The sequence below is a fragment of the Vibrio sabulosilitoris genome, from assembly GCF_055391395.1.
Genome location: NZ_AP029600.1, coordinates 95,689 through 119,658 on the forward strand (window position 1 = coordinate 95,689; position 23,970 = coordinate 119,658).

Here is a 23,970-nt window from a genome sequence, read left to right on the forward strand (position 1 = left end):
TTTTGGTTACGTTGAAATAACCACTTTCCTGTCAAATACTTAATCGAACTCACTATTAATTGGAAATACGGATGTTTCTTGATTATTTTGCGCTGGGGTTACTTGTCTTTGTCGCCTTGGTGATTTTTTACGGCATTATTGTTATTCATGATATCCCTTATGAGATCGCTAAAGAGCGTGAGCATCCCCACCAAGATGCGATTCATTATGCTGGTTGGGTTAGCCTGTTTACTTTGCATGCTATCTGGCCGTTTTTGTGGATCTGGGCGACGCTGTGGCGCAAAGAGCGTGGTTGGGGCTTTGCCAAATTGGAGGCCGAGCAACACGATATTCATCATCGAGTCGATACCCTTATCGACCGAATTGAGAGCCTACAGGCCGAAGTGGATCAACTCAAGCGCCAGACAACATCCTCATCCCCTCTCCCATCAGCACCTGACGCCAAGGAGTAACCATGGATTTACTGCTTATCATGACCTACGCGGCGCTGTGTATAGCAATCTTTAAAGTATTCAATATCCCACTCAACAAATGGACGGTGCCAACCGCGGTGCTTGGCGGAGTCATATTGGTCGGCACTTTGATCCTGCTGATGAACTACAATCACCCGTTTACTCAAATTGGCAATCAAACTTTTACGACGACACCTATGGTGTCAGGTGTGCGCGGCCGCGTTATTGAGGTGCCAGTAACGCCCAATCAGCCTTTGAGGCAGGGTGATGTGCTGTTTCGTATTGATCCAGAGCCTTATCAGGCAGAGGTCGCCAGAGTCAGGGCCCAAATTAAGGAGGCTAGCCAAGGTGCACTAGTACTCGAGTCCAATCTGGTTGAAACCAAAGCCTCGGTCGAACAAGCACTCGCCGAGCGCGACAAAGCTCAGCGAGAGTTTCAGCGTTATCAACGCGGTTTCGACAAGGGCGCTTTCACTGAACAACAACTCGATACCCGTCGCCAAGCCTTTAAAGCCGCTCAAGCCTCACTTGAAGTTGCGCAAGCCAACCAACAACAAGCGCAGTTGGCATTAGATTCAGAAATCGGTGGTGAAAACACCCAGGTAGCCTCATTGCTTGCCGAGCTAAGGCAAGCAGAGTTTGATCTTGAGCAAACTATCGCCGTTGCCCCAACGGATGGCTATGCCACTCAAGTCATCCTCCGCCCTGGTGTTATGGCGGTCCCGCTACCACTGGCACCGGTGCTGACCTTTGTACATACTGAGGACATTCTCTACACCGCAGCCTTTCGACAAAACTCGTTGCAGCGTCTCAAGCCCGGCTTTGAGGCTGAGTTTTTGTTTCGCGCCATTCCTGGCCGAGTATTCAAAGGCGAGGTAGTGCAGGTCTTGCCTGCTATTGGTGAAAGCCAAGTGCAGGCGCAAGGAAGATTGCTTGAGACCAGTGCCCTAAAAACCAGTGGCCGGGTATTGGTGACGTTAAAAATCACTGACGATTTAAGTGATTTTTCGCTGCCATTGGGAACCGCCGTCGAGGTTGCGGTCTACTCAGATAAATTCACCCATGTTTCTGTCATGCGTAAAGTATTGATTAGAATGAAAAGTTGGCAAAACTACCTCTATTTGGACCACTAGTTATCACATATTAGACGTCTAAATACTGCATCGCCTTGTTGTCTGCCCGCCCCAATTCGGCGGGCGCTTTGCGTCAACTGTCCCACCTATGTGATCAAGTTAACATTTATCGACTAAACAACCATCGAAAGTGCTCCCTCCCTGTTTTATGCAATCAGGAACATACTTAATATAAATTTGAGTAATTATTCAGTAACAGCCTCGCCATTAGGCCCCAATGAGATTTATGGATGAATCTAAACGACAAGAATGTGACCAAGAGATAACGGCATGGGGCTAATCACCAAACACTCTGCCGATAAAATCATCAAACTGGACAGTGCTGATGCCCTTGCCATACTTGAGCATGGCTGTGAGATAACGCTGCATGTGACTACGCCCGTAGGGACCACATTTCGTGTCAGTGCTCGATTGATCGGCACCTACTCAGACACCACGCTCCTGATTGAACCTCCGCAACTCTCTGTCGAGGAGTTAAAAACCTATTTCCAAGAGCAGTTTTGGGTCAATGGCCGTACTTTTTCGCCACAAGGAGAAGGTGCTGAGGTTCATTTCCGTGCTCAGATTAAGTATGTGGTTGATCGTCCACTGGCCTATATCGCACTCAAACCACGCAACAAAATGGTGGTAAAACAATCACGCAAAGAGCCCCGTTATCAACTCAATCTACAGGGTGAGGCGCGATCTAAGACCCTCAAAACTCAGTGTGAGGTGCAAGACTTATCCATCGGTGGCTGTCGTTTTGTCACCGAGCCTCAATCACAACCTTTTCAAATTGGCGAAACGATCGAGATTTCACTGTTGGCGACACAAGAAGACTATGGTCAGCTCGCCCCTCTATATGGTCGTATCTGCAATCTATCCAACTCACAATCGGATGCCCGCTATGGCCTTGAGTTTGATCAGAAAGGGCGAGCGAGTGCTCGGTTGATCCTCACCAGTCTAAAAGCCAGTCTGTCTGAATTGATTGAGGAATAAAGCACATCATTTTGTCTTCCCTTGGCATTTGGCCTCGAGATGAGTCTGTATATTCACTCGAGGCCTGCATCTCAAGGTCAGTTAGGTATATACTAAGCCCATCATCTTTCTCACTATAACAATATGAATTATTTAATTACTTTCTTTAAGGGTATGGCAATGGGTGCAGCCGATGTCGTCCCAGGCGTTTCAGGCGGCACCATCGCATTTATCACTGGCATCTACGATAAGCTGCTGGGCAGTATTCGTAGTATCAATCCAAGCTTACTGACTACGCTCAAACAACAAGGGCTTAAAGGTGCCTGGCAAAGCATCAATGGGACGTTCTTGGTGGCACTGTTTGCCGGGGTACTCACCAGTATTGCAACCTTGGCTAAGCTGATCTCTTGGCTGATGGTCACTCACCCAATCCCACTTTGGTCATTCTTTTTCGGTCTGATCCTGGTTTCCGTTTACCATATTCTCCATCAGGTAAAGCAGCGTGATGCCAAAGCGGTGGCGTTTCTACTGATTGGCGTTGGCTTTGCCTACCTGATTACCGTCCTCAAGCCACTGGATCTTGAACCGACCACATTCAACTTTTTCCTCTGCGGCACCATCGCTATCTGTGCCATGATCCTACCTGGTATCTCCGGTAGCTTTATTCTGTTGCTGCTCGGTATGTACACACCGATCCTTGCGGCGGTAAAAGGGGCCGACTTTGCCCTACTCGGCCTTTTTCTTGCCGGCTGTGTGTCTGGACTGCTGTGTTTCTCCCATCTTCTATCGTGGCTGCTAAATCGTTACCGAGACCTCACTTTGACCTTTCTTACTGGCTTAATGATTGGGACTCTGCCTAAGATATGGCCTTGGAAAGAAACCATCAGTTGGCGCACAAACTCTAGCGGTGAGCAGGTACCACTAGAGCAAATCAACCTCTCTCCACTTTCATTTGAGGCCGTGGCCAATCAACCGGCTCAATTGACCTATGCAATCATTGCCGCCCTCTTCGCGATTGGCTTGGTGTTGCTTTTGGAGAAGGTTGCCGATAACCACTAAACAGGAGTTGTAATGCGAGCAGGGATTTCGCTCATTATCCTTTTACTCACCGCGATCGCGGGCTTTTATCTCATTCCAGCGGTGAGTGCTTGGTATTCAACACCCACAGCCCCCGCCTGCTTTGCTTCAACACGAGCTTGCACCTTTGATGACAAACGTGTCGTATTAGATTCAGACAAGGTGCAACCTCTGTCCGCGACTAAACTTAGCGTGATTTGGCCCAGTGACGCTTCTGAACTGAGTATCAAATTGCGTGGAATTGAGATGGAGATGGGTGAGGTACGCGGCCAATTAGTCAAGGTTGACAATAATCTCTACCAGACCGATATCGTCTTGCCCGTATGCTCAACGCACGCCATGACTTGGCGAGGCGAAATTACCGATGGTAATGACACTATCGCGATTGGAATAAGGATGACCCGATGAAAAAATGGATATGGATACTCCCTGTGGCGCTGGTTGCTGGCATTACCACTCAGCTCTGGTTAAACCATAGCTCAACGCCCACGTCACACGCTTATCAACTTGCAGGTAAAAGCAGCGAAAGCGTTGAACTCTTCTCCCCAGATGACCCGAGAATTCGCATCGTCTACTTTGGCTTTACTCGCTGCCCTGATGTCTGCCCCACTTCTCTTGCCATGCTGGCAGGAGCCCTTAACCAACTCGAAGAGCACGAGCTCGACCAACTTCGCCCCATTTTCATCTCCCTTGACCCTGATCGCGATGATGCTGCGCTTGCGCATCAATACGCACAATACTTCCACCCTAGATTAGAAGGGCTGAGCGGCAGCTTGGACACGACACAAAAGCTGGCCAACCAGTTCGGAGTTATCTTCCAAAAATCACAGCTTGAGGGCTCAGAGCTAGAGTACACCCTAGATCACAACTCCTACTTCTATCTGATTAATGCCCGTGGCCAACTCCTCACTAAGGTCCCTCATGCTCTGTCACCCGCACCAGTGCTGGCCGCGATAAAAACAACCATCACACAGTGAGGAAAGGATTAATGCATAAACTGATAACGATGTTCGGCTTGACTATCTGCGCCCTTGCTGCGCATGCAGAGACAGAGCTGATGATCAATGAGCCTTACGTGCGGGCCACTCCACCAAATATCACCACCAGCGCTGTGTTTGCCCATTTGCACAACCACGCCGACATGCCAGTAACAATTGTTTCAGCAACCACACCTGCAGCTGGCAGTGTTGAACTACACACCGTTGAAACCGAGGGAGATGTGATGAAAATGCGTCAAATCGACCAGCTGGTCATCCCGCCGAATCAGCACCTTGCTTTAAAGCCCGGCGGCTTACACATTATGCTGTTTGACCTCTCACAACCGCTGGTGGAAGGTGAGTCTATCAACCTAGAGTTCACCTTCGCTGATGGTCACCATCAAAGCTTCACTGCCCCCGTCAAAAAAGTCCTGCCAGCGATGAAGCACCACCACTAAAATCGAGGGACGAAGTTCGGAGATGGGCAAAGCTCTTCGAAGAGCGAGGGCGGTTTTGAGCGCGCGGACAGCGCCTCGCTCATCTAAACGAGTTGTAGCTCGCTCACCCCCCCAGGATATAGTTATTAAGACATCCATATTAAAGCTAAAGAAGATTACCGTCCTATTGAATCAACAGTGATACCGGATACAGAACAGAAAAAGAGTCAAATATCAGACAAAATCTATCATCAGAAGCGCATTTCTGGTTATTGGGCAGTCTCGTACAAAAAGTTCTTCACCACTGCACTCATCAGCGGAAAATCGAGCTTGATAAATGTAAAGTTAAGCCGCTTTAAAACATCGCCTGGCGACTCTAACGCCTTTCATCCTCTGCAAGCCGTGATGTCGCTGATATTGACGCAGAGACTTTTCACCACCGATAGGTCCGGTGAACTCTTTTTCAAGCGAAACAATCAGTGTTTCCCAAATCGCTTCATCGATTCCTAGTCTGGACAAAATCGGCGGATGGTACTCAGCTATGGCCCCACGCTTGTCTTCACGTATGGCACGACCACTGAAATCAACCAGTAATAGGTAATCTTTAAGTCGGAACGGCAGCCCCTCTGGCATCTCCTGCCTAGGGTCACCAACAAAAGGAAATAAGGCTTCAGGTTGGTGCGGGTTGCAGCCGTCAGAATCCTGGAGAGTATCCACCCTAGCCTTGATACTTGTATAATCGGATTCTTCAGGGGTTGGCGCTATCTGGGCGCGGACCGGGTTTAAGTCGACATAAGCCATACAGGCAACTAAAGCAGCTTCGTCAAGTAGCGCTTGCGACTTAAAGCGCCCTTCCCAAAATCGTCCAGTGCACCCCTCTTCTCTATTGGCTTGACGGGCTATGGTCTCATTGAGGTTACGCATAAACCAGCTAATGTCATACAGACGCTGGCGATACACCTCAACAATATCTATAACCGCTTTCAATGACGTTTCATCGAGCTGCTCTCCACTGAGATAGCGAGCTGTTAGCAGTGTTCCTTTGTGCAATTGATGCCAACGCTCCAAGACCTCACGCGCACTCCAGCCCAGAGCCGTCACCTGATTAACATGCAGCACCACGTGGGTATGATTACTCATCACCGCATACGAACAAACATCAATGGCGAACACACGTGCCAACTTGAGCAAACGCCCTTCAACCCAACCCCGCCGATGTTCATAACTCTTACCAGTAATCTCATCAACACCACACAAGTAGGCCCTGCGCACACAGCGTGAAACACAGTGGTAATAGGCCGTATCATCTAGACTAACTTGTTCAGAGCGAGCTTTGGGCATCGTGATTCTCCTAATAGTTGAGCACTATTTCAGTGTAGGAGAGGATCGATCAATCCACCAATGATATGGGTGTCTTGTTATATATCTATGGGTGTCTTGTTATATAATAACAAATGATATGGGTGTCTTGTTATATAATAACAAATGATATGGGTGTCTTGTTATATAATAACCAATGATATGGGTGTCTTGTTATATAATAACCAATGATATGGGTGTCTTGTTATATAATAACCAATGATATGGGTGTCTTGTTATATATGTTGCTATATATGTTATTTCTTATTTCCTAAATACAAGAACGCCCTTGGTTACAAAAGTAGCCGAGGGCGTTGTCTTTATAACTTAGAGGCCTATTGAGTCAAAGAAGCTTCCATCACTTTAAGGCTAGGCTTAAGAAGGTCAGCCACTTCACTGCTGTCTCCACCATAAGTTTCGTCACCCCATGTCACCACTTTGTTGTCTGACTTTATCGCGGTAAACGATTTAGTAGCTGGGATGATCTCAATAACATCGCTTTGTAGCTGCTCGGCTACTAGACTGCTATCTCCACCAAATTTACTGTCACCCCAAGTAACCACACTTCCGTCAGCCTTAAGTGCGGCATAAGCACGACTTGACGAAACTATCTCAGTTACACCTGAGCCAAGCTCATCGGCTACAGAGCTGCTATCGCCACCCGCATCAGCAAGCCCCCACGTGACAACACTACCGTCATCCTTCAATGCGGCAAATGTATGCGCAGTAGTAGCAATCGATACGACCCCTGTTTCTAAATGTTCTTCAACGCTAGAGCTGTTACCACCACTGTATGCACAACCCCAAGTTATTACTTGACCATCATCTTTTAGAGCTGCAAACGCATTACTGATAAGATGCGATTGGGTGTCAACTACATCGGACGAAAGCAAATGCTTCACCTCATCAAAAGAGACACTATTATCAGGATCATCGATACATAGGTATTCCTTGCCCCATGTTACTACGCTACCGTCCTGTTTTAGGGCCGCGAAAGCGCCATTTGAAGGCACGATGGATAGCACATCTCTGCTCAATTCGGCGGAAACATCGGCACTATCACCACCAGAGTCAGGGTGCCCCCAAGTCACAACTCTGCCATCCTGTTTAATAGCAGCAAAGGCATACTCATTACCAACGATATGTTCTACACCACTACCAAGGTCTTCTTCGACAGCGCTGCTATCTCCTCCTAGAATATCCCACCCCCAAGTTACGACTCTTCCTTCCTCACGAAGCGCTGCAAAGGCATTGTCATTTGAGAACACATTAATAACGCCATTTTGCAGTAGATGCTCCACCTCACTACTGTCACCACCTGTAACCTCTGAACCCCACGTCGAAACCCTTCCTTTGTCACTTAAGGCCGCAAACGCATTGCGTGTCGAAAAAACAGCTTCGATACCCGTTAAGGTCTCAGTCGGCCCGACCGTATAGCTTGGCCATGTCACTAGAACTTTATTTTCGCCATGAATAGCCGCTTGCGAAACTATAATTGAAAATGCACTGTGAGTTCCCTCAGACAAGACCTCTGGCAGAGTTTTGCTAAAGTTACCCCACACAACAAGCTTGCCCATGTTGGTTAGTGCCATAAAACCATTCCGAGAACCACTGACGCTGGCCACCCATTCAGGGTATGCTAGAGCTCTAGCGCTATCTTGACCTGCGCTATTGCCACCCACGACTTCTAGGTTGACGGCCTTATACATATCAGTAGCTTTAAGTTCAAAGCTTGGATTAATACTTCTTAGTTTGCCATCGAGGTACCAAGAGACCGAGTAAGAATCACAGGAATCACACTCAACTAGAGCGCTAAGCTCTTCACCAACTTTATAATCGCCATCAATCGAAAGTGCCGTTATCTTAGGCAGTTCAAAAGGAGGTATGCCAGTTCCAGAATCCGTATCTGAGTTATCGCTAGCTTGATTACATCCTGTGATCAACGTCGCTACTAACGTGCTCAAAAATAATTTTTTCATAGATAAGGTTTTAAGGCTCCAAATCCTAAGGATTAGAAATGGAGCGATGGGTTTAATTTCGGCGAATTTTATCAAGGTGGGGAATCAGATTCAATTGGCCTCTCTGTGACTATAATGTTGCTGGTGCTAACTGGAACGGAAGTATCCAACTGTACCTAATCTTTAGGCTATTTTTGGGGCAGAAGTCTCTTGGCATATCTATTCTTTCTTAACTGATTTAACCATTAAAAAACAAACTTTATTTTTTCCAACACAGGTGAGACTCTGGGACAAACATAGCCCAGAGGAAAACGATACATTTGAAGCGCGCGATAAACTCCTCATAACTCGCAACGAAGTATAACCCGTGCCCCGAAACTGTGTTTTTCTCAACCCTAGGAAATTAAACAGACTTTTGCTTGGCGCTGACTTGCTATTCTTACAATGAGCTAAGGTTTACTCAATAACTGCTTGTCTGCGCGAGTGGACAGCCTTAACCATCAATTTAGGACTGCGTATGATCAAGGTGACTGGAAAAAACTGGCTAGCATTATTGGGCTGCTTACTTGTGACAAGCTGTGCCAGTTACAGTATTAGCGAGCAAGAGATGACCGACTACCTTGAGGACAACTTAAACTTCAACCAATCACTTGGTGTGGCTAATGTAATGTATGCCCAAGTCTCTGTTGATGATCTAGCGGTCAAAATTGGCCGCGTGGATGACGAACGGGTATCGATTGCAGCCAATACCAATGCGGATATTCAAATGCTCAGTTTGCAGGGGATGAGCCTTGACCTCGATCTCGAGTTCAGTGCCGTGCCAGAATATGACAAGGACACTGGTGAGATCTTTTTAAAATCTCTACGCCTTGAGCATTTTAACGATAAAAGCCAAAGACTCACCCCAGAGATAGCAACACTGCTTAAGCCAGCAGTCGCGATGCTCGGCCAGGCATTATCAACCCAACCCGTGTACAAGCTAGATAGCAAGACAACCAAAGAGGCCCTAGTCAAATCCGCCAGACCCAACCTAGTGATCAAAAATAACAAGCTAGTTATCGAGCTGTTTAACTAACACAAATAACCACTTGTAACCTATCTATTGAAACCGCCTTACCTAAGAAATTGGCAAAATGTCTCTAACAATTTCAACTATTTTTGACCCAGTGCAAACCATTTACTCGCTGATCTATTCAGACTAAGAACTTTTCGATATCATCCAGCTAAGCAAGTAAAGGGTATTACAATATGACTAGCACATTTAAGCAGGCAGCCTCTGAGCTGCTAAGTCGCCGCGTTGCCGGCATCAAAGCACCACGCCTGAGCGAAGAGCAGCGCCCAAACACCATCGAAGATGCACTCGAGATCCAATCTTCAATGATCGATCTACACAGTGATAAAGTGGGTGGCTGGAAATGTCTACTGCCGTTGGCTGAGGATAAGTTTGTCGTTGCACCAATTTTTGCTGGCAGTGTTCAGAAAGGTGAAACCTGTGAGTTGTTCGCCGACAACAATGCAGTGCAAATCGAGCCTGAGATTGCTTTTGTGCTTAACAAAACACTACCAGCTAACCCAGCTGGCTACAGCGAAGAAGAAATCAACGCTGCTATCGGCTCTTGTCATATGGCTCTTGAGCTTATGCAGGCACGTTATGCAGATGATAGTGGTGCGGAGTTCTATGACAAACTGGCTGACTGCCTAGTAAACCAAGGCCTATTTATCGGTCCTGAAATCGCACGTGACAAAGCTTTTGCTGCAGCGAACATCAAGGTGAGCGTGGCTCAAGAAGATCAAGTACAAGATTTCGATGGCCAGCACCCTAATACACTGCCACAAAACCCAATCTACTGGCTAATCAACTACATGACTCGTCGTGGTATGGACTTCCAAGCAGGCGAAGCGATCATCACTGGCTCTTACTGCGGTATCGTTGAGGTTGCGTTCGATAAACTGACGACGATCAGCTACGAAGGCATTGGCGAGTACCAAGTGACATTTAAAGAGAAGTAATCATACCTCTCGTATCAAGTTCAACAGCAGAAGCCCCCCTTCTGCTGTTTTCCCCTTTTTGGGGGAAGCGAGATCGCCTTGCTGCTTCGTCGAACAGTAAAGTCTGAAAACAAAGCTGCTTGGAAATTAAGGTACGACAGAATTACGTGGTGAAAGCAACCACGAAAGAGCCTTTGTCCATTTAGCTAATCACTGCATCCAACACACCTACTCACCACTCCATCTTCGCATCGGACTTACCAGATTTAGTCGACTAACAGACCATCATCAACTGACTTTAACTCTGCGCAACAAATGTCTAGTTAGCCACGACCGCTCTCCCTTTAAAACCTCTATTTGCTTTATATAACAGGCATTAAAAGTCATAGATTCAGTCAAAACAACGAAGTACAGCAAAAACTGACTTGCTATTCATGACCCGTAGCACAATACCTCATAACTTTTATCAAAAATAAATTGATAGTAATTGGAATTTAACCCTGTTCAAGCATAGATAATTGCTGGCTACAATTACCTCAACTTAAACGGCTTGCATCAGCGAGCCAACGCATAAGCAAACGTACCAAAAGAGGAACACAACATGTCAAAGCTTACTATCGTTGCCAACATCATTGCTAAGGCCGACCAAATTGAACTAGTTAAAGCGGAGCTACTCAAGCTTATTGATATCACCCGCGCCGAAGAAGGTTGCATTAACTACGACCTACATCAAGACAACGAGAACCCTGCTCACTTTATGTTCTACGAGAACTGGACCTCACGCGAGCTGTGGCAAACCCACATGGCTAACCAGCACTTGGCCGACTACATGGCGGCTACCGAAGGCGCAGTGGACGTCTTTACCCTAAACGAAATGACTCAGGTTGCTTAAGTACATCTTGGTTAAATAGAGATTAACAAGAGAGGATCACCATGAACAAGTTCAAAACCCTACTAGCGCTGACTAGCGCACTAGTAGCCAGCAACGTGTTGGCAGCCGACCTCGAAGTTGTGGCAGAGCTAAACGGCACGCGTCCCGGTAACCTGACTGTGACCGAACAGGGACGCACCTTCCTATCGATGCAACCACTAGATGGGCCGGAATACCGAGTGGTGGAGCTACTGCAAGATGGTTCAACTCGCCCTTATCCTAGCCAAGAATGGGCCAGCGGCCCGGAATTAGGAGAGGTTGGCTTGTCGTCGGTAATTGGTATCGACAGCACCGATGATGGTGTAGTGTGGATCCTCGATATGGGCGGTGAGGGTGCGCCTGCACAAATCATCGCTTGGGATAGTGTTAACGAGAAACTGCACAAGCGCCTTGAGATCAGTGCCGATGTGATGGTGGCTAACTCGTTTTTACAAGATTTTGCCTTAGATACTAAGCGTAACCAGATGTATATCGCCGACACCAGTCTGGGCAACCTGTTTGGCGAGCCCGCGCCAGCCTTTGTTGTGGTGGATCTGGAGACCGGCAACGCACGCCGAGTACTGCAATCACACACTGCATTGCTCTCGCCGTTTCATGATGTGGAGATCGATGGCTCTCTAATGGCTGCTAAACGCGACGATGGCAGTTCAGACGCGCTGTACCTGGGCCTTAACCCGATCACCATCGACGCCGCGAATCAGTGGGTGTATTTTGGCACCGTCAATGGCAGCGCTATCTACCGTATTCCAGCTCAAGCACTGGCCGATTCGACTATGGCAGATCCCGCACTGGCTGACAGCATTGAGTTCTATAGTGAAAAGCGCCCTAGCGACGGCATGATCATCTCTGATAAGGGCGATATCTATGTCGGCGACGTTGAAAAGAACGCACTTGGCATGGCCAACAGTGATGGCTACAAAGTCATTGCTCAAGACGACAAGCTGCTGTCGTGGGCTGATGGCTTTTCTATCCAAGGTGGCTATCTGTACATTACCCAAAATTCGCTGCACTTGAATCCAGCGCTTAATCAGGGCGACGAAGGTGCCAGCAAGCCCTTCCATGTACTACGCATCAAGATTGACTAGTCCCTTTACCAAGCCCAATGGTCGCGGCGAGCCAGACGCTCGTCACAACCATTGATCGGCTAGAGGCGCTTAAAAAGATCACTATTCTGCCCTGCCCACGCCTAAAGCTCAGACAGCTAGGCAAAAGTTTTTTATTTAATTCCACCACAGGTACTGCTATGAACCAGCTTCAGTTTCAACAAGGACCGATTCGCCCACCTTCAGAAGCCGACAGCTTGCTGATCCGCACCACCCAAGGCTGTCCATGGAATAAATGCAGCTTCTGCACCTTGTTTGAGGGAATGGACTTCTCGATTCGCCCGGTTGAGGATATCGTGAGCGATATCTGGGCGGCTAAAGCCTTTTACAAAGACCGCGTGTTCACCCACTGCTTTTTGCAAGATGGTGACTCATTTGCCATGGACACCGCCGATCTGCTGGAGGTGCTACGTACTCTAAAACAAGCCTTTCCCGAGCTTACCCAGATCAGCTCTTACGGCCGTGCCCAAACCATGAGCAAAAAGTCGCCCGAAGAGATGAAGGCCATCTGCGATGCAGGCCTAAACATGCTTTACTGTGGCATGGAGTCTGGCGCAATTGAGGTGCTCAAAAAGATGAAAAAGGGCATCACTCCTAAATCGATCCTCAAATCAGCCGATTACGCCAAGCAGGCCGGTATGAAGATGATGACCTTTATTATTATGGGGCTGGGTGGCAAGGAGCTGTCTGAGCAGCATGTCAGTGAAACCGCAGCGCTACTTAACCAGATCAACCCTGAGGAAATCCGGGTGCTGACACTAGCCGTTAAGCCCGGTACCGAGCTCGATGAGATGGTTCAGCAAGGCACGTTTACGCCACTAAGCGAGGTTGAAATGGTCGCCGAGCAACAAGCGCTGATTAGCCAGCTAAACGGTATCGACAGCCACTATGGCAACTACCACTCGATTAACCTGTTAACCGAGTTAAACGGCCAGCTACCACAAGATAAGGGCCGCTTTTTAGCGACCACTGAGCGCTTCTTGTCAATGCCGCCAAGTGAGCAGCACAACTTTATCTTGGGCCGACGGATTCACTATTATGGCAAGCTCGATGATATGAGCAACCAACTCTATGTTGACGCTATTGAGCGTGAGCTGACCAAACTTGCCAACCAAAATACTCTGCAGCTAGAGCAGGTGTTCTATCAACTGCGTCAACGAATGATCTAAGGCTTTTGAGGAACCACTAATCATGATCGATCTCATGCATTGGCAGCTACTTAATGAGCAGGCTGCCCACTGGCAACTTGATGAGCAAACGCTGAGCGTACAAGTCTCACAAGGCAATATCTGGGGTTATGGTAATGCACCGGTCAATAACCTGTTTCTGCTGCCCGTAAAAGAGAATGACATCAAGGCGCAAGTCACCGTCATGCTCACCCCTCAGCGCCCTTACGAGCAGGCTAGGCTCGCGCTGTACTGGGATGACAACAACTACATTAAGATAAGCAAAGAAATGTTTAACGGCCGGCTGTCTTTGGTGTTTGTCGTCGAGGCTGCAGGCCAACCTTCCATCCAGGCCTTTACCGACTTTCATGAATCGGCGGTTAGATTAAGTATTGCCAAGCAAGGGAATGAAGTCAGCGTGCACTTCGCTACTTTAAATCATGAACAGCAGGCAGACTGGCAAACTCTAGGGGAAACCCAGAGCTTAGCAGGTAAGCCCCAAGGCGTGATGCACTATACTTTTGGCGGCTCAGGCCGCGCGGATAACGTGGCACATTTCTCAGATTTTACCTACTAGGCACCAATGGGGTGTCCGTTTTTTGCTACCAGGAAAGTGGCGATTAAACCCTTGCAATAAGTCCCTAGGCATAGGGGTCTCAACAAGTACGATCATCCATGACTCACAGGTTAACTTGCATCGATAGTGAGTTTTGTTCCGATGGCTGACAAACTCGCAAAGCGCAGTTTCTTCCCTAAGACAACTGCATATGTGTTTAATCCTCCTCGTCTCGCTTCATGGACGCCCCACACGTATAGTTTGTGCAACTTCTGTGAGATTGGTTAGACTGACTATACCTAGAACAGTGTTGCTCAGTACAATGGAGTTTCAATTCACCTATTTTGCCTAATCACCAAGGGCCGAGGATCATGACGTTATGTCCACCCCAAATCATGCCCAGCCCCTCTCTCCAAGAGAAAGGGTATACGCTGAGTTAGGGCTCACGCCTTACCTGGCACAACGAGAGTTGCTTCAACTTGGCTCCCTGCCCCTTCACGCTGAGCTCTACCATTCTGCGCCTAGCGCGCCGTGTGTTGTGTTTATTCCAGGGATTGGCACTTACAGTGAGCTGTATACAGAATCCTTGGCTAAGCTTGCCCAACGAGGCTTTAACGTCGTTAGTGTTGATTTACGAGGGCATGGTTATTCCGGGGGGGAGCGAGGTGACTATTCCGTCGCAGAGGTGGTGGGTGATTTACAGCAGGTGGTGGATTATCTCGAGCAGCGTTATAACAGTGCCATCGCCGTATTGGGCTGCTCAATCGGCTCACGCTTAGCCCTGGCGCTGTGTGAGGCTGACAAACGTATCCGCGCGCTATTTTGTCATACCCTTTTGATGTCTGAGTTGGCGCCGGACCTGTTCCACTCAGTCGGCTGGGCAAACCTCTCGATTACCGCAATGTGGATGCCAAACGCTAAAGTCAACTTTCGCACCTTTATTGATTTGCAATCGCTGCTTGATAGCTACCCAATGGGCCGGTTTGCTCTGCAAGATGACCTCATGGTATGGGAGTATACGGTTCGAACCCTAGATAGCGTCTACAATCAGCCCAGCGGCGCATACACGACACCGCTTGACATTCCTGCCGTCGTGGTGGTGGGGGACTTGGATACGATTGTCAGACCTAGTTATATCCGCGAGCTAATAAACCAAGCTGCGCAGCCCTTTGACTACATTGAGGTCGAGAATGCTGGGCACATGTTGCCGCTGGAAAATGTCGACCAATGGGTTGAGATTTGTAATCAGTGGCTCAAGAGCGCGCTCTCGGGCAGCGACACTCAAACGCTCTAGAAGTTAATCAAAAAACGGGCTATGACTTGGTAAAAGAGAGATCCATCTGTGTCTGGCTGTAGTCGAACCCAACGCCAGTATCGGCATCGGAGTCAATTTGGTAACGATTACCCTCGCTCGAGCTAGTGCTGTCGTTCGAGTTAGCCTCACTGGATGACGAGTGGCTCATCAACATTGAGTCATTATCAGCCTGGCCAGCCGCCTGTTGCATTACCCCCACCGGATGCCCCTCAACCTGTCCTGACTCGACCGCATCGGTTTGAGCATTACTTGGCAATGGCACCTTGCGTTTATAAATGCGATTGAATGCCTTGATCAGGCTATGGCGTGCCACTTTACCATCGGTAATTTTACGGATCAGCGGCTTGGCCAGTGATTGCAATCCCACCACTGAATCGACACCAATATTGTTGGCAACCTTATCACGTAATGGTCGCGCCGCTTGCCAACCAAAATGCGCCGCCATGAACAGCCAAGTATAAGCGATAGCGTTACCATTGGGCTTACGCTCAATCCAAATCTCACCGGCGCGTGACATACCCTCGGGGCTTCCTTGCTCTGCTGCGCGTTCATACCAATAGCTACTCTGAAGATAGTCCGCTTCGACACCGATGCCATGTCGGTAGTTGTGACCCAATCGAATCATACCTTGGCTGTCACCCAGACTGGCCGCGACCTTATTCCAGTGCAGTGATTTTTTGTAATTGGGCGATGGGTTATCTTTCGACTGATACCATTGACCGAGGAACAACGCCGACTCAATATGCTCGCGCTCGCCCGCAGAAATAATATGCTCAAGCCCCTTATCGACATCCTTCACGACACCTTGACCATAGATCAACGCCAGTCCCGTCTCATATTTCGCGACAAGATTACCACCAACCGCTTGAGCACACTTACCCCAAAACTTGGCCTTTTCGCGCAAGACGAGGTCTTCAATATGCAAATGACTGATCTTGATGATGCCCTGCATACCATAAATATTGTCGAGTTCCGCTGCTTTCTCGTACCAATACAGGGCCGATCGCGTGTTGCGACGCTCTGCTTCTTTGGCGAGAAATAAGATGGTCGGCACATGACCCGATTCGGCTTTCTCAAGGCGTTCTTGATGTTCCTGCTCACGCGCACGCGCCAAAGCACGACGATACAAGCGATCCTGCTCGCGCTTTTCAAACTCCAATCGTTTTTTTCGTATTGATAAAGACAGCAACCACAAAAACACTGATATCAGCGTAATGCCTGCCAACCCTACTGCAGCAGCAATAAAACCCATCGTTTCTCTCAACTCACACCCACGCGTCGCCCTTTCCTTAACGACACTTGATTGCGCAACCTTAAGGCTTCACAATCGTTCAATTCTTCCTCACCACACCTTATTGCAATCCAAGACCTAAATCACGTCTTTTCTGCACCAATTGTCGACTTCTACACCGCAAGTTCATCTTAAGCTGGGTTGAGGCTAAAACTGCGCCTTGAGATTACTTAGAAATATCTTTTACAATTCGGCCCTAGACTGACTGAATTTCACTAAACGATGATGAATAAGAACCTACTTACCAATGTGGTGACCATAAGCTTAATTGTGTTCGGCTACCTGTCCCAGAGCAACTGGCTGCTGATTGCTGGCGTGTTTGCTTTTTCTGGTGCAATCACCAACTCGCTGGCGATTCATATGTTGTTTGAAAAAGTTCCTGGGCTGTATGGCTCGGGCGTCATTCCTGCGCGATTTGAACAGTTTAAAGCCGCCATCCACTCCATGATGATGGAGCAGTTCTTTACTGATGAGAACATCGATCGCTTCTTAAACGACGAAATGAACAGTGCCACGGCCATCGATTTGGCGCCGATCATCGAAAAAATTGACTTTAACCCCACCTTTGACAGTTTAGTCAACGTGATTGAGCAGTCTTCCTTTGGTGGGATGCTAGCCATGTTTGGTGGCACTGAAGCCTTGCAACCCTTAAAACAGCCGTTTGTTGAGCGTATGAGGCAATCGGTAGCAGAGATTGGTCAAAGCGACACGATCAAGTCAGCCATCAAAGAGCAACTTGAATCGAAAGCGATGCTCGATGACATTAAGAGCAACATTGAACGAATTATTAGCCAGCGCTTGGATGAATTAACCCCCCAACTCGTTAAAGAGCTGGTACAACGGATGATCAAAGAACACCTTGGCTGGCTTGTTGTGTGGGGCGGCGTATTCGGTGGTTTGATTGGCTTACTGTCTGCGACATTTATCTAACCAAACAGCCAAACCTGGAGCCAAAAAACGAAAAAAGCGATGCTGTCCATAGCATCGCTTTTTTTGAGACTTACCTGCGCAGTTAGGCGTGTGACAGGCCGTTGGCACTGGTCGTGGTCGCACTGGAAACCAGCGCGGGATTGAACTCGTTGTTACACACTCGACAAGAGGACACTTGCTCCATTTTCATATAATGGTCACCAGTGAACACCGCCTGCACAAAACGAGCACAAAGAGCAATTTTGCTCAAATCCTGTTCCGAACTTCGCATCACCACTTTGTGAGCAGTCATTTTACGACAACAGGTGCAGTAGGCATTTGGCATGGTTTTCATCCTCAAAACAATGTCGGGTTAGTAATATCTCATGGACATTATTCTGCTTAATAAAGTTCCACTCAATAACTGCATATTTGTCATTTCGTGATACAGATTCAGAAAATAATCCGGAAATCTCATTTTAATCAACTAACAGTTAGAGCTTAATCGATATCACGTAAGAGTTTTGTAAATTTTACGTGCTGCGAGAGTACGGTTTCACTTGGCTTCGATGTTAGCAAACTCACAAAAATAATCGCTATAGCGGCAAATAGCATTCCCGGTACGATTTCATATAAGTCAAACCAACCACCTGACAGCTGTTTCCAGATCACAACCGTTGCGCCGCCAACCACAATACCAGCCAGAGCACCTTGACGGTTCATTCGCGACCAATACAGGCTAAGGATCATGACTGGGCCGAACGCAGCACCAAAGCCAGCCCACGCATAAGACACTAACCCAAGGACTGTGCTATCAGGTGTCAGAGCCAGCAGCAAGGCACATACTGAGATCCCAACCACCGCCGCTCGGCCAATCATCACAATCTGCTCTGAGCTTGCCGAAGGATTAATCCATTGCTTATAGATGTCCTCTGCCATCGCCGATGATGAAACCAACAACTGCGAGTCTGCAGTACTCATGATCGCTGCTAGAATAGCCGCCAGCAAGATCCCGGCGATAACCGGATGGAAAATGGCGTTCACAAGCAGCATGAACACCTTCTCACTGTCATCAAGCGTTACCGAGCTGTTGTTAGTGACATAAACTAAGCCAACAAAGCCCACCAGCAGTGCTCCCGCCATTGAAATACCAGTCCAAATCACCGCAATACGACGGGCTGTGGTTAGGTCTTTGTTACTGCGCGTTGCCTTAAAACGCGCCAAAATATGTGGCTGACCAAAATAACCCAACCCCCATGCTGCCAACGATACTATTGCAATCATCGATAGTGGCGAGCCGTCCACACCGCGCCACAGCGTCAGTAGTTCAGGGTTGATAGAATTTAACTCAGAGCCAAGCTGACCAAGACCACCGTCAAGCGCAACCACCGGTACGATCATCAAAGCAGCCGCCATCAAAAGCCCTTGGATCAAATCCGTCCATGACACCGCAAGAAAACCACCAAACAAGGTGTAGGACACGACACAAACGGTACCGATGACCACAGCCCAGGTGTAATCAAGCCCAAATACTGTCTCAAACAGCTTACCGCCAGCAACCAAGCCAGAACTGGTGTAGAAAAGGAAGAACAACAAAATAAAGAACGCCGATATGGTCTGGATCATCTTGCTATTATCGAGAAAACGTCGCGATAGGTATTCAGGAATCGTGAGCGAATCGGTGGCAATACTGTAGGTGCGCAGTCGTTTGGCGCAGATCAGCCAGTTTGCCCAGGTTCCGATTAATAAACCGCCAGCAAGCCAAGTCGCCTCTAATCCCGCCGCATAGGCATAGCCTGGCAAACCAAGTAGCAACCAGCCACTCATATCCGATGCACCTGCCGAAAGGGCTGCAGGCCAAGGCCCAAGTGAGCGTCCGCCCAGAAAGTAATCGGTCGAATTTTTGGTGCGCATATACGCCACTGCACCAATGCCCAACATAACAACGAGGTACGCCACAAACGTCGTGGTTACCGCCCAACTTCCTACCATTTGTCTCTCCTTGTGATGCATAACCCCGCGCAATGCAGCTATACGATTGCTAAGATGCAGTGGACGTAGGCACACAATCCTTGTGATGAAATAATGCTGTGATCAGTGTGGCGGCTTTCCTAGCTCCAACAATGTCGCATTGCCGCCCACAGCTGTAATGTTGATCGTTCGTGTACGCTCTGTACAAAATCTCAACAGCAACATCATATCGTGTGCCTGCGGTAATTGCACCATATCAGTTTCAGTAACTAACGGAATTATATATCCTTTTTTCTGTGCTAGGCGGCGATTGAGCTCAATGGCCATCGCCTCACTGCCAACAAAACCCGTCACTCGGATCGCCTGCTTGACAATATCTGCGTAGCTTTCCAAGCTACAGCATTGGACAAGATTGGTCGGTTGAGCGGTGCTTTGCCATGCTTGTTCAACCGTTTGGACAAACGCCCTATCTTGACTGCACAGCATGACGCTATTGCCTGCCATTAGCGCCATGATCAGCTGTACTGCGATGGCGATTCGCCCAGAGGTGCCCTCTTGCTGCTGAACCAGCAGGGTCACTCCACGCGGCGCTAAGTACAGCTCGTTGGTTTCACCGGTAGGACCATCGAGCGAGATACTTTCTTGCAGCAACTCAAGACCTTGCGCTAACTGCCTAGCCGTTATAGCGGCCAGCGCAGGCTCTTGGTTCGCAAGCTGAGCCTGAAAGGTATGTAAAGACTCACTGCGCTGTGTTACTTCGACAAGACGCCAGTACTCATACGCACGCTCTGCCTGTTCAAATAACCTAGTCTGCGGATTCATCACTGCGCCTCCATAGCGATCAAACGCGTAAAGCGGTACAGATAGTGTGGACCACCTGCCTTAGGGCCGGTTCCAGACAACCCTTGTCCTCCAAATGGCTGCACCCCAACCACAGCCCCAACCTGATCGCGATTGATATAGCAGTTACCCACCTGGGCATGCTGCTCAATCCATCGATAGGTGCTCTCGTTGCGACTGTGGATCCCCATGGTCAAACCATAGCCAGTTGCGTTGATCTGCTCCACCACCTTACTAAGCTCCTGTGCACGATAACGCACGATATGCAAAATGGGGCCAAACTGCTCTTTGGTGAGACAATTAATATCGTCAATCTCAAACGCACAGGGGGCAACAAAATCACCCACCTCGTAAGCATGATCAAGGCACACCTGCTCGACTAGGGTTTGGGTTTGGCGCAGCGTAGCGATATGTTGCTCAAGTGAACGCCTTGCTGCTTGATCGATCACAGGGCCAATGTCACTACTGTGCAGATAAGGCAGCCCCACCTTCAACTCACGCATGGCCCCGCGAATAAGGGAAATAATCCGATCAGCAACCTCCTCTTGCACAAACAACACGCGCAGCGCTGAGCAGCGTTGACCTGCCGAGGCAAAGGCTGAGCGAATCACATCACGTACCACCTGCTCAGGCAGTGCTGTGCTGTCAACAATCATTGCATTTTGCCCGCCAGTTTCGGCAATAAAGGGCACTGGCAGAGTATCACGCGCTGCCAATGAGCGACTGATCACTTGTGCTGTTGCGGTTGAGCCAGTAAAAGCGACACCGGCAATGTCCGGGTGTTGGGTCAAATAACCACCTAACTCCCCACCTTGTCCAGGAAGCAGCTGGATAACATCACCAGGGAAGCCACTTTCATGCATCAATTCCACCGCGCGCGCCGCGATCAAGCTTGTCTGCTCTGCTGGCTTGGCTATCACTGAGTTGCCCGCCATTAGCGCTGCACAGATTTGACCGGTGAAAATCGCTAACGGAAAATTCCACGGACTGATGCAGACAAACACGCCACACCCAATACGCTGCCACTGCTGCGGCTCACCGCGATGGTTTACCTGGTGATATGGTTCAAACAGCGAGGTAAAGTTGGCGTAATAGCGACAAAAGTCCACCGCCTCGCGCACCTCATCGATACTGTCATATAGCGTCTTACCTGCTTCGTGATGGCACATCGCTACCAGCTCAGCAAAGTTGTCCTCTAGTGCGTTGGCCAAACGCAGTAAGCACTGGCGCCGCTCAGCAGCTGGCCACTCAGACCAGCGGCGAAAGCCACGCTTGGCGACGTCAATCGCTTCGGACGCATGATCAAGGTGAGTAAAACTCACCTTACCCACCTGTTTGCGCCGATCATAAGGCGCATAGACAGAGTGTGAGGCTTCCTTGATCATGCTTTCGACATATTGACCATTGATCCGGGGACCGGCCTGCCATTGTTGCTGATGAAAAGACATGACCTCACGCTCAAACGGTAAGCGCTCACTCTCAATATCGATATTGATGCCGCGTGAGTTATCACGTGGACCAAATACTCTTGGTGGCAGAGGGATCTGGTGATTTGCTAACCTCGGCTGCGCCAGCAGCGTATCAACTGGATGCTGAGTCAGCACCTCTATTGGACAGCGGCTATCCACCAAGCGATGGACAAAAGAGCTATTGGCGCCATTCTCTAGCAAACGACGAACTAGGTAAGGCAGCAAGTCTTTATGACTGCCAACTGGCGCATAGATCCGCACTGGCTGGTCGCAGCGCGCCTTCACGTGCTGGTAAAGCGACTCCCCCATGCCATGCAGACGCTGAAACTCATAGTCGCGATGGGTGGCCATACTGGCTATCGCAGTGACGGTATGTGCGTTATGGCTGGCAAATTGTGGATAAAGATGACCACGGACGGGCCCACTCAACAGAAAGCGAGCGCACGCCAGATACGAAACGTCGGTGGCCTCTTTACGAGTATATACAGGGTAAGCCTGATAACCCGCTTGCTGCGACCATTTGATCTCACTATCCCAGTAAGCCCCTTTGACCAAGCGCACTGGGATGGTATCGGCCTGCAACTGTGCCAATCGATTAAGCCAAACCAATACCGCAAGCGCTCGCTTGGAGTAGGCTTGCACCACTAAGCCGAACTTGCCCCAGCCTTTTACGCTAGGCGACTGATAAAGCTTGGCAAACAGAGCCAGTGACAGCTCAAGCCGATCCGCCTCCTCGGCATCAATGGTGATGGGCACATCAAGAGCGACAGCCCGTTGCAGCAGCTTTTCGACCGAGGTATACAGTTCACTCATTACTCGCTCACGTTGCGCCTCCTCATAGCGGGGATGGAGGGCAGAGAGCTTAATCGACACCGACGGGTGTGGGCAGTTGGGCTCAACCCTTGCCAGCCCTACCGCCTCAATAGCACTCAGGTAATCCTCAAAGTACTTGCTGGCATCTTCTTGGGTCAATGCGGCTTCACCCAGCATATCGTAAGAGTGGGTATAGCCTTGCTTTTGCATGACGGATGCATTGGTTTGTGCCTCATCAATACTGCGTCCGAGCACAAACTGGTGCCCCATGACCTTCATCGCTTGATGCATCGCCTGGCGGATAACTGGCTCAGACAAGGTATTCACCAAGCGGTTGAGCGCACCGACCGCACTTTGCTTATCACTCTCAGCCAGACCAATGACTTTGCCTGTTAGCATCAAGCCCCAGGTAGAGGCATTGACAAACACTGATTCTGAGCTGTTGAGATGAGAGCGCCAATTCGCCACACTCAGTTTATCCTTGATCAACTTATCCGCAGTGGCGCTATCGGGAATACGCATCAGTGCCTCAGCAAGGCACATCAGTAAAATTCCCTCTTGGGTATCTAGGCTGTATTCAAGCAGCAATGCATCAATCATCTGCACTGACTGTTTGTCTTGACGAATCGATGCGATAAGCGAATGGGTATCGGCTTGAATTTGGCCTTTTTCTGCCTCGCTGGGCGTGGCGAGTGGGATAAGTTCTTGCAACCATAGGCTTTCATCCACCATATACAGAGGGGATATATGCGCCCACAGCACATCGAGCGGCTGCTCGAGAAACTCGCGATTCAGTACCTCTTTTGCATTGAACATGACTTCCCTCTAGATGACCGGGGCGAGAGGCGGGGACGTTTCACTTCGGGGACACTGCGTTGTGAGGATAGGTGCGCCTCGAAGGGCTTTGCCCTTCCTTGCCGTGTGTTTTGATTGCGGGATAAATCCTTTTGATCTTTAACCCTTTATGATTAGCAGCCTTTAACACGCAAGGCAAAAACAAAGCCCATTTTTGTCGAGTTAATCTTTATGGCCGGGAACGATGATCATGGCGAACTATCGTTGCAGAAAGAGTGACTGGCTTGGCCTACACAATCGAGATTTTCGCGGAGTTGGCACAGTGAGTAAAAAGAGGTGCATTCTACTGCAAGGTACCTTCAACCCCACTGGTGTAGGCGCTTCGAGAATAGATGTAATGAAGAGAGATCAAGTCGTGATCATGTAAAAAACTGTGATAAAAACCACTCGGAACGATGATCAAGAGCAGATA

At 48.9% G+C, this 23,970-nt stretch carries 22 protein-coding genes; 15 read left to right on the plus strand and 7 right to left on the minus strand.

Translation table 11 applies throughout. The features are described 5' to 3' along the window. Positions 1-71 precede the first annotated feature (71 nt). The 7 genes from ACZ5R2_RS16390 to ACZ5R2_RS16420 all read left to right on the plus strand — a co-directional run bounded on the left by ACZ5R2_RS16390 (position 72) and on the right by ACZ5R2_RS16420 (position 5,054). Positions 72-452, plus strand: coding sequence for a DUF3302 domain-containing protein (locus tag ACZ5R2_RS16390; protein ID WP_464903508.1), 381 nt, complete (start codon positions 72-74; stop codon positions 450-452). A 2-nt stretch (positions 453-454) separates the two neighbouring features. Beyond that, entirely contained in the window at positions 455-1,585 is a 1,131-nt protein-coding gene (locus tag ACZ5R2_RS16395; protein ID WP_464903507.1) for an HlyD family secretion protein, read from the plus strand. A 270-nt stretch (positions 1,586-1,855) separates the two neighbouring features. After that, complete coding sequence (locus ACZ5R2_RS16400; protein ID WP_464903506.1) at positions 1,856-2,563, plus strand: PilZ domain-containing protein; 708 nt, start codon at positions 1,856-1,858, stop codon at positions 2,561-2,563. 123 nt (positions 2,564-2,686) lie between these two features. Then, the gene (locus ACZ5R2_RS16405; protein WP_464903505.1) at positions 2,687-3,601 is read left to right on the plus strand and encodes a polyprenyl-phosphate transporter; all 915 of its coding nucleotides are present in this window, start codon (positions 2,687-2,689) and stop codon (positions 3,599-3,601) included. A gap of 12 nt (positions 3,602-3,613) precedes the next feature. Next, on the plus strand, positions 3,614-4,027 hold the full coding sequence (locus tag ACZ5R2_RS16410) for a hypothetical protein (RefSeq protein ID WP_464903504.1): 414 nt from the start codon (positions 3,614-3,616) through the stop codon (positions 4,025-4,027). Continuing rightward, on the plus strand, positions 4,024-4,596 hold the full coding sequence (locus ACZ5R2_RS16415) for an SCO family protein (RefSeq protein WP_464903503.1): 573 nt from the start codon (positions 4,024-4,026) through the stop codon (positions 4,594-4,596). Before ACZ5R2_RS16410 ends, ACZ5R2_RS16415 begins: the two co-directional genes overlap by 4 nt. 11 nt (positions 4,597-4,607) lie before the next feature. Continuing rightward, a complete protein-coding gene (locus ACZ5R2_RS16420; protein WP_464903502.1) occupies positions 4,608-5,054 on the plus strand; it encodes a copper chaperone PCu(A)C in 447 nt (148 codons plus the stop codon). Between the two features lie 324 nt (positions 5,055-5,378). On the opposite strand, the gene ACZ5R2_RS16425 is transcribed toward ACZ5R2_RS16420, so the two are convergent. Both ACZ5R2_RS16425 and ACZ5R2_RS16430 read right to left on the minus strand, forming a co-directional pair. Next, positions 5,379-6,374, minus strand: coding sequence for a transposase (locus ACZ5R2_RS16425; RefSeq protein WP_464903501.1), 996 nt, complete (start codon positions 6,372-6,374; stop codon positions 5,379-5,381). Positions 6,375-6,727: 353 nt separating this feature from the next. Then, on the minus strand, positions 6,728-8,371 hold the full coding sequence (locus ACZ5R2_RS16430) for an RCC1 domain-containing protein (RefSeq protein ID WP_464903500.1): 1,644 nt from the start codon (positions 8,369-8,371) through the stop codon (positions 6,728-6,730). Between the two features lie 496 nt (positions 8,372-8,867). Here ACZ5R2_RS16430 and ACZ5R2_RS16435 point away from each other — a divergent pair, with 496 nt between their 5' ends. From ACZ5R2_RS16435 to ACZ5R2_RS16465, 7 genes are all read left to right on the plus strand, one after another. Further along, positions 8,868-9,425 carry a YceB family lipoprotein gene (locus tag ACZ5R2_RS16435; protein ID WP_464903499.1) on the plus strand — a complete coding sequence of 186 codons (558 nt, stop codon included), beginning with the start codon at positions 8,868-8,870 and terminating at the stop codon, positions 9,423-9,425. Positions 9,426-9,598: 173 nt separating this feature from the next. Then, on the plus strand, positions 9,599-10,360 hold the full coding sequence (locus tag ACZ5R2_RS16440) for a fumarylacetoacetate hydrolase family protein (RefSeq protein WP_464903498.1): 762 nt from the start codon (positions 9,599-9,601) through the stop codon (positions 10,358-10,360). 580 nt (positions 10,361-10,940) lie between these two features. After that, positions 10,941-11,231, plus strand: coding sequence for a putative quinol monooxygenase (locus ACZ5R2_RS16445; protein WP_464903497.1), 291 nt, complete (start codon positions 10,941-10,943; stop codon positions 11,229-11,231). A gap of 41 nt (positions 11,232-11,272) precedes the next feature. After that, the gene (locus ACZ5R2_RS16450; protein WP_464903496.1) at positions 11,273-12,355 is read left to right on the plus strand and encodes an L-dopachrome tautomerase-related protein; all 1,083 of its coding nucleotides are present in this window, start codon (positions 11,273-11,275) and stop codon (positions 12,353-12,355) included. Between the two features lie 158 nt (positions 12,356-12,513). After that, positions 12,514-13,542: a B12-binding domain-containing radical SAM protein gene (locus tag ACZ5R2_RS16455; RefSeq protein WP_464903495.1), complete on the plus strand. Its 1,029-nt coding sequence runs from the start codon at positions 12,514-12,516 to the stop codon at positions 13,540-13,542. A gap of 22 nt (positions 13,543-13,564) precedes the next feature. Then, positions 13,565-14,116 (plus strand): DUF1349 domain-containing protein, encoded by a 552-nt coding sequence (locus tag ACZ5R2_RS16460; RefSeq protein WP_464903494.1) that lies wholly within the window; start codon positions 13,565-13,567, stop codon positions 14,114-14,116. Positions 14,117-14,474: 358 nt separating this feature from the next. Further along, a complete protein-coding gene (locus tag ACZ5R2_RS16465) occupies positions 14,475-15,389 on the plus strand; it encodes an alpha/beta hydrolase (RefSeq protein ID WP_464903493.1) in 915 nt (304 codons plus the stop codon). A 19-nt stretch (positions 15,390-15,408) separates the two neighbouring features. Here the strand turns inward: ACZ5R2_RS16465 and ACZ5R2_RS16470 are convergent, their stop codons facing one another. Next, positions 15,409-16,662: a tetratricopeptide repeat protein gene (locus ACZ5R2_RS16470; protein WP_464903492.1), complete on the minus strand. Its 1,254-nt coding sequence runs from the start codon at positions 16,660-16,662 to the stop codon at positions 15,409-15,411. Between the two features lie 264 nt (positions 16,663-16,926). On the opposite strand from ACZ5R2_RS16470, the gene ACZ5R2_RS16475 reads away from it, so the two are divergent. Further along, positions 16,927-17,631 carry a DUF445 family protein gene (locus ACZ5R2_RS16475; protein ID WP_464903682.1) on the plus strand — a complete coding sequence of 235 codons (705 nt, stop codon included), beginning with the start codon at positions 16,927-16,929 and terminating at the stop codon, positions 17,629-17,631. 82 nt (positions 17,632-17,713) lie between these two features. Here ACZ5R2_RS16475 and ACZ5R2_RS16480 read toward each other — a convergent pair whose 3' ends face one another. The 4 genes from ACZ5R2_RS16480 to putA all read right to left on the minus strand — a co-directional run bounded on the left by ACZ5R2_RS16480 (position 17,714) and on the right by putA (position 23,519). Further along, on the minus strand, positions 17,714-17,881 hold the full coding sequence (locus ACZ5R2_RS16480; protein ID WP_464903491.1) for a hypothetical protein: 168 nt from the start codon (positions 17,879-17,881) through the stop codon (positions 17,714-17,716). Positions 17,882-18,111: 230 nt separating this feature from the next. Continuing rightward, positions 18,112-19,602 carry a sodium/proline symporter PutP gene (gene putP / locus ACZ5R2_RS16485; protein ID WP_464903490.1) on the minus strand — a complete coding sequence of 497 codons (1,491 nt, stop codon included), beginning with the start codon at positions 19,600-19,602 and terminating at the stop codon, positions 18,112-18,114. A 102-nt stretch (positions 19,603-19,704) separates the two neighbouring features. After that, a complete protein-coding gene (locus tag ACZ5R2_RS16490; protein WP_464903489.1) occupies positions 19,705-20,403 on the minus strand; it encodes a 1-pyrroline-5-carboxylate dehydrogenase in 699 nt (232 codons plus the stop codon). Next, on the minus strand, positions 20,403-23,519 hold the full coding sequence (putA, locus tag ACZ5R2_RS16495; RefSeq protein ID WP_464903488.1) for a bifunctional proline dehydrogenase/L-glutamate gamma-semialdehyde dehydrogenase PutA: 3,117 nt from the start codon (positions 23,517-23,519) through the stop codon (positions 20,403-20,405). Before putA ends, ACZ5R2_RS16490 begins: the two co-directional genes overlap by 1 nt. Positions 23,520-23,970 lie beyond the last annotated feature (451 nt).

What these genes read in the sequence shown, in the direction of transcription:
- ACZ5R2_RS16430 (WP_464903500.1), bottom strand. Translation starts at nt 8,371, where the DNA reads ATGAAAAAATTATTTTTGAGCACGTTAGTAGCGACGTTGATCACAGGA.
- putP (WP_464903490.1), bottom strand. Translation starts at nt 19,602, where the DNA reads ATGGTAGGAAGTTGGGCGGTAACCACGACGTTTGTGGCGTACCTCGTT.
- ACZ5R2_RS16440 (WP_464903498.1), top strand. Translation starts at nt 9,599, where the DNA reads ATGACTAGCACATTTAAGCAGGCAGCCTCTGAGCTGCTAAGTCGCCGC.
- ACZ5R2_RS16395 (WP_464903507.1), top strand. Translation starts at nt 455, where the DNA reads ATGGATTTACTGCTTATCATGACCTACGCGGCGCTGTGTATAGCAATC.
- ACZ5R2_RS16470 (WP_464903492.1), bottom strand. Translation starts at nt 16,662, where the DNA reads ATGGGTTTTATTGCTGCTGCAGTAGGGTTGGCAGGCATTACGCTGATA.
- ACZ5R2_RS16400 (WP_464903506.1), top strand. Translation starts at nt 1,856, where the DNA reads ATGGGGCTAATCACCAAACACTCTGCCGATAAAATCATCAAACTGGAC.
- ACZ5R2_RS16410 (WP_464903504.1), top strand. Translation starts at nt 3,614, where the DNA reads ATGCGAGCAGGGATTTCGCTCATTATCCTTTTACTCACCGCGATCGCG.
- ACZ5R2_RS16435 (WP_464903499.1), top strand. Translation starts at nt 8,868, where the DNA reads ATGATCAAGGTGACTGGAAAAAACTGGCTAGCATTATTGGGCTGCTTA.
- ACZ5R2_RS16475 (WP_464903682.1), top strand. Translation starts at nt 16,927, where the DNA reads ATGAATAAGAACCTACTTACCAATGTGGTGACCATAAGCTTAATTGTG.
- putA (WP_464903488.1), bottom strand. Translation starts at nt 23,519, where the DNA reads ATGTTCAATGCAAAAGAGGTACTGAATCGCGAGTTTCTCGAGCAGCCG.
- ACZ5R2_RS16460 (WP_464903494.1), top strand. Translation starts at nt 13,565, where the DNA reads ATGATCGATCTCATGCATTGGCAGCTACTTAATGAGCAGGCTGCCCAC.
- ACZ5R2_RS16420 (WP_464903502.1), top strand. Translation starts at nt 4,608, where the DNA reads ATGCATAAACTGATAACGATGTTCGGCTTGACTATCTGCGCCCTTGCT.
- ACZ5R2_RS16490 (WP_464903489.1), bottom strand. Translation starts at nt 20,403, where the DNA reads ATGAATCCGCAGACTAGGTTATTTGAACAGGCAGAGCGTGCGTATGAG.
- ACZ5R2_RS16445 (WP_464903497.1), top strand. Translation starts at nt 10,941, where the DNA reads ATGTCAAAGCTTACTATCGTTGCCAACATCATTGCTAAGGCCGACCAA.
- ACZ5R2_RS16390 (WP_464903508.1), top strand. Translation starts at nt 72, where the DNA reads ATGTTTCTTGATTATTTTGCGCTGGGGTTACTTGTCTTTGTCGCCTTG.
- ACZ5R2_RS16415 (WP_464903503.1), top strand. Translation starts at nt 4,024, where the DNA reads ATGAAAAAATGGATATGGATACTCCCTGTGGCGCTGGTTGCTGGCATT.
- ACZ5R2_RS16455 (WP_464903495.1), top strand. Translation starts at nt 12,514, where the DNA reads ATGAACCAGCTTCAGTTTCAACAAGGACCGATTCGCCCACCTTCAGAA.
- ACZ5R2_RS16450 (WP_464903496.1), top strand. Translation starts at nt 11,273, where the DNA reads ATGAACAAGTTCAAAACCCTACTAGCGCTGACTAGCGCACTAGTAGCC.
- ACZ5R2_RS16405 (WP_464903505.1), top strand. Translation starts at nt 2,687, where the DNA reads ATGAATTATTTAATTACTTTCTTTAAGGGTATGGCAATGGGTGCAGCC.
- ACZ5R2_RS16465 (WP_464903493.1), top strand. Translation starts at nt 14,475, where the DNA reads ATGTCCACCCCAAATCATGCCCAGCCCCTCTCTCCAAGAGAAAGGGTA.
- ACZ5R2_RS16425 (WP_464903501.1), bottom strand. Translation starts at nt 6,374, where the DNA reads ATGCCCAAAGCTCGCTCTGAACAAGTTAGTCTAGATGATACGGCCTAT.